General features: G+C 69.2%; 10 protein-coding genes. 7 read left to right on the top strand and 3 right to left on the bottom strand.

Going from position 1 to position 8962, the window contains the following annotated elements; genetic code table 11:
* Both P409_RS18075 and P409_RS18070 read right to left on the bottom strand, forming a co-directional pair.
* On the bottom strand, nucleotides 1-513 hold a 513-nt coding region (locus P409_RS18075; protein ID WP_034840721.1), incomplete at its 3' end, for a TrmH family RNA methyltransferase.
* Nucleotides 514-658: 145 nt separating this feature from the next.
* The gene (locus P409_RS18070) at nucleotides 659-1123 is read right to left on the bottom strand and encodes a RidA family protein (protein WP_034840717.1); all 465 of its coding nucleotides are present in this window, start codon (nucleotides 1121-1123) and stop codon (nucleotides 659-661) included.
* A 495-nt stretch (nucleotides 1124-1618) separates the two neighbouring features.
* On the opposite strand from P409_RS18070, the gene P409_RS18065 reads away from it, so the two are divergent.
* The 5 genes from P409_RS18065 to P409_RS18045 all read left to right on the top strand — a co-directional run bounded on the left by P409_RS18065 (nucleotide 1619) and on the right by P409_RS18045 (nucleotide 6941).
* Entirely contained in the window at nucleotides 1619-2713 is a 1095-nt protein-coding gene (locus P409_RS18065) for an ABC transporter substrate-binding protein (protein WP_034840713.1), read from the top strand.
* 113 nt (nucleotides 2714-2826) lie between these two features.
* On the top strand, nucleotides 2827-3732 hold the full coding sequence (locus P409_RS18060) for an ABC transporter permease (protein ID WP_034840709.1): 906 nt from the start codon (nucleotides 2827-2829) through the stop codon (nucleotides 3730-3732).
* Nucleotides 3729-4520 carry an ABC transporter permease gene (locus P409_RS18055; RefSeq protein ID WP_034840705.1) on the top strand — a complete coding sequence of 264 codons (792 nt, stop codon included), beginning with the start codon at nucleotides 3729-3731 and terminating at the stop codon, nucleotides 4518-4520. Before P409_RS18060 ends, P409_RS18055 begins: the two co-directional genes overlap by 4 nt.
* 58 nt (nucleotides 4521-4578) lie before the next feature.
* Nucleotides 4579-5673, top strand: a complete 1095-nt coding sequence (locus tag P409_RS18050) for an ABC transporter ATP-binding protein (protein ID WP_034840701.1) — start codon at nucleotides 4579-4581, stop codon at nucleotides 5671-5673.
* 164 nt (nucleotides 5674-5837) lie between these two features.
* Nucleotides 5838-6941: an ABC transporter substrate-binding protein gene (locus tag P409_RS18045; protein ID WP_034840697.1), complete on the top strand. Its 1104-nt coding sequence runs from the start codon at nucleotides 5838-5840 to the stop codon at nucleotides 6939-6941.
* Here the strand turns inward: P409_RS18045 and P409_RS18040 are convergent.
* Nucleotides 6938-7849 (bottom strand): dihydrodipicolinate synthase family protein, encoded by a 912-nt coding sequence (locus P409_RS18040; protein ID WP_034840693.1) that lies wholly within the window; start codon nucleotides 7847-7849, stop codon nucleotides 6938-6940. The genes P409_RS18045 and P409_RS18040 overlap by 4 nt on opposite strands.
* 340 nt (nucleotides 7850-8189) lie before the next feature.
* Here P409_RS18040 and P409_RS18035 point away from each other — a divergent pair, with 340 nt between their 5' ends.
* Nucleotides 8190-8492: a hypothetical protein gene (locus tag P409_RS18035; protein ID WP_034840688.1), complete on the top strand. Its 303-nt coding sequence runs from the start codon at nucleotides 8190-8192 to the stop codon at nucleotides 8490-8492.
* A gap of 213 nt (nucleotides 8493-8705) precedes the next feature.
* The coding region (locus P409_RS18030) for a hypothetical protein (RefSeq protein ID WP_034840685.1) at nucleotides 8706-8962 on the top strand (257 nt) is incomplete at its 3' end.

Here is an 8962-nt window from a genome sequence, read left to right as displayed (position 1 = left end):
GGCCGGGCCGCGCCGCAGCTCCAGCGCGAATTGCGCGTTCGAGGCGGCGCGCAGGCATTTCGGGTGGAACGGATGCGCCGCGTCGGCCAGCAGGATCACCCGCGACGCGCCAAAGGCGGCGGCGCTGCGCAGCAGGGCGCCGAGATTGCTCGGGTCGCCGAGGGCGCAGACCAGCTCCAGCCCCTCGGGCGGCCGGGCCAGGTCGATCGCCGGCATCTCCGGCACCATCCCGACCAGGATCGGCAGGCCGGTGCCCGAGACGTCGAGCCGGTCGAACAGCGCACGGCCGAGGCGGATGCGCTCCAGCCCGGCCGGGGCGGCCGGCAGGTCCTCGGCGCCGGGCGGCAGCAGCAGCGATTCGAAGCGGTCGGGATGCGCAGCCAGCGCCTCGCCCACCGTCTTGCGCCCGGCCAGCAGGAAGCGGCGGTGCCTGCGCAGCCCGCGGCTCTCCAGCAGCGACGCCCACAGCTTGGCGCGCGGATTGTCCAGGCTCTCGATGATGCGCTCGGCCATTCCTCGCCTCTGGGGGGCGCTTAGCCCTCCGCCTTTCCCTTCACTGTCATGCCCGGGCTTGACCCGGGCATCCAGAAGATGTCGACGCTCTCCGGATTGCCGGGTCAAGCCCGGCAATGACAGAAAAAGGAGGCCGTCCGAGGCCCTACCTGATCTCGAACACCGCCTCGACCTCGACGGCGCAGCCGAGCGGCAGCTGCGCCACGCCGACCGCGGCGCGGGCATGCTTGCCGGCGTCGCCGAAGGCCTCGGCCATCAGGTCCGACGCGCCGTTGACCACCTTCGGCTGGTCGGTGAAGTCCGGCGTCGAGTTGACGAAGCCGCCCAGCTTCACCACCCGGACCACGCGGTCCAGGTCGCCCAGCGCCGCCTTGGCCGCCGCCAGGATGTTGATGGCGCAGATCCGGGCGCAGGCGTAGCCGTCCTCGACCTTGAACTCGGCGCCGAGCTTGCCGGTGTGGCTGATCTTGCCGTCGGCGAAGGGCACCTGGCCGGAGATGTAGAGCATGTTCCCCGAGATCACGGAGGGGACGTAGTTCGCCGCCGGCGCCGCGACGTTCGGGAGGGTGATGCCCTTCTCCTGCAGCCGCGCCTCGATGCTTCCTGCCATGGGTCGGTTCCCGTTCTGCTCTGGTGACTCGAAGGCCGCACCATAGCCAGCGCCGCCCGGCGGCGAAAGCCCGGCCCCGACGCGCACCGTCCGATGCGCGACGGATCATGCCGCAGGCGGAACAGAATCCGCCTTCCCCCTGAGTCACTCTCGGCGCAAGGGCTGAGAACAGGCCATCGCAGGGAGTCGTTGACGGCATTGCCGTTTCATGACGTTATTATTACAAGCAGACGACAATAACGTGACATTCGCCATGTCACGGCTGGACTCTGTTCTCTATTCCGGTCGCCCGAAGCGGTCAAAATGCTTGGAAGATCGGCGGTCTTCGTGGATTTACGGACAATTCATCGGGACACTGCTTGACAAGGATTACGCACCGCAACACAGTCCCGCCGCGTCCGCGCAGGAGTCCGGATCTGGCCGCGGGTTCGACTTCGGATTCAGACATTTTTCTAAAATCCGTCAAACAGACACATGAACATCGGGGGTTGTGACATGAAGGCGACGTGGACTTCCGTGCTGTCGATCTCGGCCCTGGCGCTCGCCGCCTCCGCCGCCCGGGCCGAGCCGTCGGCCGAGCTGATCGCCGCGGCCAAGGCCGAGGGCGAGCTGACCACCATCGCCCTGCCCCATGACTGGTGCGGCTATGGCGGGATCATCGACAGCTTCAAGGCCAAGTACGGCCTGAAGGTCAACGAGCTGAACCCCGACGCCGGCTCGGGCGACGAGGTCGAGGCGATCAAGGCCAATCGCGGAAATAAAGGGCCCCAGGCACCCGACGTCATCGATGTCGGCCTGTCCTTCGGCCCGTCGGCCAAGGCCGAGGGCCTGCTGGCGCCCTACAAGGTGTCGACCTGGGACACCATCCCGGACAGCGCCAAGGACCCGGAGGGCTACTGGTACGGCGACTACTACGGCGTGCTGGCCTTCGAGGTGAATAAGGACATCGTCAGCAAGATCCCGGCCGACTGGAAGGACCTGCTGGCCTCCGACTACGCCAACTCCGTCGCCCTGGCCGGCGACCCGCGCACCTCGAACCAGGCGATCCTGGCCGTCCTGGCCGCCGGCCTGTCGACCGAGAAGGACGCCGCCAAGGCCGCCGAGGCCGGACTGAAGTTCTTCGGCGAGCTGAACAAGGCCGGCAACTTCGTGCCGACGATCGGCAAGGCCGCCTCGGTGGCCCAGGGCGCCACCCCGATCGTGATCCGCTGGGACTACAACGCCCTCGGCGACCGCGACACCCTGAAGGGCAACCCGGCGATCGAGGTCGTGGTGCCGAAGTCGGGTGTCGTCGCCGGCGTCTATGTCCAGGCGATCAGCGCCTTCGCGCCGCATCCGAACGCTGCCAAGCTGTGGATGGAGCACCTGTATTCGGATGAGGGCCAGATCGGCTACCTGAAGGGCTACTGCCACCCGATCCGGTTCCAGAACCTGGCCGACACCAAGAAGATCCCCGAGGACCTGCTGAAGGCCCTGCCGCCGGCCGAGGCCTATGCCGCGGCCCAGTTCCCGAGCCTGGACGACCAGAACAAGGCCAAGGAGATCATCACCAAGCAGTGGGACTCCGTGGTCGGCGCCAACGTCAAGTAACCCGACGCGATGCGCTTGAGGCCGCACCGCCCCCTGCCCTACGCTGGGCCCGGGGGATGGCGCGGCCTCTTGCGCCTTCCCGCCTCGCGGCAGGTCTCCACCAGCAGGCGCCGATGACCCAGGCCTCCATCGCAGCCCCCCTCGCCGCGCCGGCCAAGCCCGGCAAGCTCTCCTGGGCTTGGCTCGGGGTGGCGCCGTTCTTCCTGTTCGCCCTCCTGTTCCTGATCCTGCCGACCGTCACCCTGCTGGTCGGCAGCTTCCAGACGCCGGACGGGTCCTTCACCCTCAAGAACATCGGCGACCTGTTCCAGCAGTCGATCGTCGACGCCTACTGGATCTCGATCCGGGTCAGCGCCGCCTCGGCCCTGCTGGGCGCGCTGATCGGCTTCTTCCTGGCCTATGCCGTCGTCATGGGGGGGCTGCCGGGCTGGATCCGGCCGACGCTGATGACCTTCTGCGGCGTCGCCTCGAACTTCGCCGGCGTGCCGCTGGCCTTCGCCTTCATCTCGACGCTGGGCCGGCTCGGCCTGGTGACGATCCTGTTCGACACCTACCTCGCCCCCGTCCTGGGCTTCCGGCTGTACCAGACCGGCTTCAACCTGCTGAGCTTCTGGGGCCTGACCCTGACCTATCTCTACTTCCAGATCCCGCTGATGGTGCTGATCCTGGCGCCGGCGCTGGACGGGCTGAAGAAGGAGTGGCGGGAGGCGTCCTCGATCCTCGGCGCCACCACCGGGCAGTACTGGCGCATGGTCGCCCTGCCGGTGCTGTGGCCCTCGATCGTCGGCACCACGCTGCTGCTGTTCGCCAACGCCTTCGGCGCCATCGCCACGGCCTACGCGCTGACCGGCAGCTCGCTGAACATCGTGCCGATCCTGCTCTACGCCCAGATCCGCGGCGACGTGCTGCACAACCCCAATCTGGGCTACGCCCTGGCGCTCGGCATGATCCTGATCACCGGCCTGTCGAACGGCCTCTACATGGTGCTGCGGGCCCGCAGCGAACGGTGGCTGCGATGAAGCAGAGCCGCATCGGCGCCTGGGTCGCGCTCATCATCGGCACGCTGTACTTCATCGTGCCGCTGGTCGGCACGCTGGAGTTCTCGCTGCGCATGCGCCGCGGCGAGTACAGCCTCGACGCCTATCGCATCGTGCTGGCCGACCCCGGCTTCCAGGCCAGCTTCCTCTATTCCTGCATCCTGGCGCTGGCGACCATCCTGGTCGGCGTGCTGCTGGTGGTGCCGACCGCCTATTGGGTGCGGCTGCGCCTGCCACGGCTGCGCCCGATCATCGAGTTCATCACCCTGCTGCCGCTGGTGATCCCGGCGATCGTGCTGGTGTTCGGCTATGTCCAGATGTTCAACACCTCGTCGCTCCTGCCGTTGCTGGGCAGCGAGCGCGGCACCGACCTGCTGCTGACCTTCGGCTACGTCACCCTGGCCCTGCCCTACATGTACCGGGCGGTCGACACCGGGCTGCAGGCGATCGACGTCCGCACCCTGACCGAGGCGGCGGAGAGCCTGGGCGCCGGCCGGGCCCGGATCCTGTTCCGGGTGATCCTGCCGAATGTCCGGTCGGCGGTGCTCAGCGGCGCCTTCCTGACCTTCGCCATCGTCATCGGCGAGTTCACCTTCGCCAGCCTGCTGAACCGGCCGGCCTTCGGCCCCTATCTGCAGCTGGTCGGCGCCAACCGCGCCTATGAGCCGGCGGCGCTGGCGATCATCGCCTTCGTTGTCACCTGGGCCTGCATGGGCCTGCTGCAGCTGTTCGGCCGCGGCCGCCGCGGCGCCTCGGCGGCGACGCGATGACGATGCGCCTCCGCCCCACCCTGCGCCGCGACGCCGGCGCCGCAAGCCAGGTGACCTGATGGACACGGCGACCGACTTCCTCGACATCAGCGGCCTGCGCAAGAGCTACGGCCAGAACACCGTGGTCCACAATTTCGACCTCGGGGTGAAGCGCGGCGAGTTCATCTCCTTCCTCGGTCCCTCCGGCTGCGGCAAGACCACGACGCTGCGCATGGTCGCAGGCTTCGAGATCCCGACCGCGGGCGCCATCCGCATCGACGGCCGCGACGTCACCCGCCTGCGGCCGAACCAGCGCAATGTCGGCATGGTGTTCCAGGCCTATGCGCTGTTCCCGAACATGACCGTGGCTGACAACGTCGCCTTCGGCCTGCGGGTGGCGAAGAAACCGGCCGCCGACATCGACCGCCGGGTCAAGGAGATGCTGGAGCTGATCAAGCTGCCGCACCTGGCCGACCGCTATCCCTACCAGCTGTCCGGCGGCCAGCAGCAGCGCGTCGCCCTGGCCCGCGCTTTGGCCAACAAGCCGAGCGTGCTGCTGCTGGACGAGCCGCTGTCGGCGCTGGACGCCAAGATCCGCGTGTCGCTGCGCAGCGAGATCAAGGCGCTGCAGCGCGACCTGGGCATCACCACCATCTTCGTCACGCACGACCAGGAAGAGGCCCTGTCGATGTCGGACCGGATCGTGGTGATGAACGAGGGCTATGCCGAGCAGGTCGGCACGCCGTTCGAGATCTACAACTATCCGCGCACCCGCTTCGTCGCCTCCTTCGTCGGCACGCTGAACATGATGCGCGGCCAGGTGGTCGACGCCGCCGGCCAGCGCATCCGCGTCGACGGCCAGGACATCCTGGCGGCCCGCGGCGTGGCCGACGCCAAGGATGGCGAGACCCGTTCGATCGCGCTGCGGCCGGAGGCGATCACTCTGGCCGGCTCGGACGTGGATCAGGGCCCCGGCCGCAACCGCATGCAGGGCACGATCGAGGATGTGAACTTCCTCGGCGCCGTGGTCCGCATCCGGGTGCGATTCCAGGAGGCGACGGTCTCGCTCGACACCTTCAACAGCCCCAGCGTCGCCCCGCCCGAGCGCGGCCAGCCGGTCACCATCACCTTCGGCCGGGATGATGTGCTGGTGCTGGAAGGCGAGCACGCCTGACGCTTCGGGCGTGGACCGGGTTCGCGATGCGGACCTGACGTCCACGTCTTCCCCACCATTCCCTTTTCTGTCATTGCCGGGCTTGACCCGGCAATCCAGAGAGCGTCGACACCTTCTGGATGCCCGGGCCGAGCCCGGACATGACAGGGAAGGAGACGCCAGACATGAACGCGCCGCCATCGCTATCCGAGGTCGGGCGGACCGACGGCCCCATCCGCATCGGCGCCCTGGCCCCGCTCAGCCGGCCGGGCTGGGTCGAGGCGGGAGAGCACCTGCTCGCCGGGCTTGAGCTGGCCGTGTCCGAGATCAACGGCGCCGGCGGCATCGCCGGACGGCCGCTCGCGCTGGTGGTCCGGGACACCGCGGCCGATCCGCAGAAGGCGACAGCGGCCGTCGATGAGCTCGATCGGCTCGGCGTGGCCGCCCTCGCAGGGGAGTATCACAGCGTCGTCGCCCGCGCCGCCGCGGCCCGGGCCGACGCCATCGGCCTGCCGTTCCTCTGCTCATCCGCGGTGCTCGACACGCTGACCGGGCAGCCGACGGAGTGGATCGCGCGCCTCGCCCCGGCGCAGTCGCATGGCTGGCGGATCTATGCGGAGTTCCTGCTCGGCGCCGGCCACAACCGGATCGCCGTGGCGGCCCAGCCGAGCGTCTACTGGGCCTCCGGCACCGGCATCCTGCGGGACCACCTGGCCCCGCGCGGCGGCACGGTCATCGAGCTCGATGCGAGCGCGCTCGACCCCGCGGGGCTGTGCGACGCCCTCGCCGGCAGCGGCGCGACGGTCCTGCTGCTCCTGGCCGGCCATCCGGAGCCGGCGCTGCCGATCGTCCGGTCCGTCCGCCGCGACCCGCGCCTCGCCGGAATCCTGATCGGCGCCCCGGCCGGGCAGCCGGAACTCGCCGGATGGGCGGCGCTGCCGGACGGCGCCGGCATCCCGTTCCTGCGCTACCGGCCCGAGCGCCTCGGCCCACTCGGCGAACAGGTCGAGACGGCGCTGCGCCTGCGGCTGGCCGCCGCCCCCTCCTTCGTCGCCTTCGAGGGCTACGACACCATCGCCGTTCTCGCCGACCTGCTGCGGTCCTGCGGCCCGGACCGGGCACGCCTCGCCGGAACCTGGCCGCGCGTCACCGTCGAGGGCACCCGCGGGCCGATCCGCTTCTCCCGCGTGCCGGGCATCGGCGTCTGGCAATGGGCGTGGCCGCCGGTCCAGGTCGTCGACCGGGATCCGGCGGACCCCGATCGCTTCCGGATCCTGCGCGCCGGTTAGAGGCCGTACTTCGCCAGGTCCGGTCGCTTCGCCAGCGCGGTGCGGACGATGGTCTCGACCCGGTCGCGCTCCGCCCCCTGCAGCTCCAGCCGCGGCTGGCGTACGGTGGTCGAGGTGCCGCGCACGATCGCCTCGGCCAGCTTCACGTTCTGGACGAAGCGCAGCGACACGTCGAGATGCAGCAGCGGCATGAACCAGCGGTAGATCTCCAGCGCCTCGGGGATCCGCCCGGCCGAGACCAGCTTGTGGATCGCCACGGTCTCGCGCGGGAAGGCACAGACCAAGCCGGCGACCCAGCCGACCGCGCCCAGCATCAGGCTCTCCAGCGCCAGGTCGTCGACCCCGGTGAAGATGTCGTAGCGGTCGCCGACCGTGTTCATGATGTCGGTGATGCGGCGGACGTCGCCCGAGGATTCCTTGATCGCGACGAAGTTCCTCTCGTCCGCCATCTCGGCGAACATGTCCGGCGTGATGTCCACCGCATAGGCGATCGGGTTGTTGTAGACCATGATCGGCAGGCCGGTGGCCCGCGCCACGGTGCGGAAATGCTGGATCGTCTCGCGCCGGTCGGAGACGTAGCGCATCGCCGGCAGCAGCATCAGCCCGTCCATCCCGGCCGCCGCCGCCCGCTCCGCCAGCTTGGCCGCCGCCCGGGTCGAATCCTCGGCCACGGTCAGCAGCACCGGGCGGCCGCCCGCCGCCTCCTTGACCGCGCCGGCGATTGCCATCTTCTCGTCGGCCGTCAGGGTGCTGGCCTCGCCGATCGAGCCGCAGCAGATGATGCCGTCGACCCCGTTCTCGATCTGGAACGCGACATCCGCGCGCACCCCGGCCAGGTCGACCTCCTGCGCCGCATCCATCTTGGTGGTGATCGCCGTGTAGACCCCGGCCCAGCGCTGCCCCGCCATCGTCTCGCATTCCCTTATGATCGGCCGCCTTTGGTCCGCGGCGCCTCCCAGCATATCTTCTGTATTTAATTTGTCGACAAAATCTTCCAACGATCCGGACCCGAGCGAGGCGAGCCCTTCGCTGGCGACATTGCACCGCAGCATTTCCTGCAGATCTATGTTGCAGTGCGAAAGAGTATGATCATACTTATCGAATGCAGGGAGACGTGATGACAGCCCCGACAGGGGCGCCGCTCCGCCCTCTTTGCACCACATTTTACGGGCATTTGACCGGCCTTCCGACATAAGGCCGTGATCGAATGATCCGGATCAACAGGTGAAGGTTTTCGGGAGCACTCCAATGCCTGCCGTCAAGAACGTCCGCTACGTCACCAAGCGCGAGCTGCCGACGGTTGAAGACGCGCTCTACGCCGCCGAGGGTCTGACCGCCGATTTCGAGGAGCGGCTGCAGATCGCCGCCGAGCTGAGCGGCCTGTCGATCGACGACGTCCGCGCCGCGGCCGAGGCCCAGGCCGCCGAGATGGCGAAGAAGTCGACCTTGCGCATCACCTCGACCATCCGGTCGAACACCGGCAGCGCCGTGGTGGTCGAGCGCCGCCGCACCCGCAGCGTGACCATGCCGCGGTCGCTGACCCTCGCCTGATCCGCCGCTTCAGGACGTCGCGCCGGGTTCCGGCTGCGGCGGCCGAGAGTTCCGATCCCGCGCCCGCGCAGTGCCGAGCATTGCCGCGGGCGCGGGATTTTGATTCGGCAGGCCGGTTTCCGCCGACACAGCCTTTCCCGTCCGAGATCCGGCTCCATATGATCACAGCCGTGACGCGGCGCGGTGGAGCGGAAGGGTCTTGCATTGGATCTCATGGATGACGCCCTGCGCGACCGGGCCCGCCGGGCCGGCATCGCCCCCGAATGGACCGACGTCACCGGCCGGACCCGCAGCGTGACGCCGGAGACGCTGGAGCGGCTGCTGGCCCTGATCGGCGGGGACGGCGAGGCTTCGACGGTGCCGCCGCTGGTCGCCGGCACGTCCGGCCAGGCGATCCCCCTGCCCCCGGCGGCCGACATCGGCGCCGCGGCCCTGGTCCTCGACTCCGGCCAGCGGATCGACGTCACCGT

Origin of the sequence: Inquilinus limosus MP06, assembly GCF_000767795.1 — a bacterium.
In the GTDB taxonomy this organism is placed as follows: Bacteria; Pseudomonadota; Alphaproteobacteria; order DSM-16000; family Inquilinaceae; genus Inquilinus; species Inquilinus limosus_E.
This window is presented reverse-complemented; position numbering and strand designations above follow the sequence as displayed.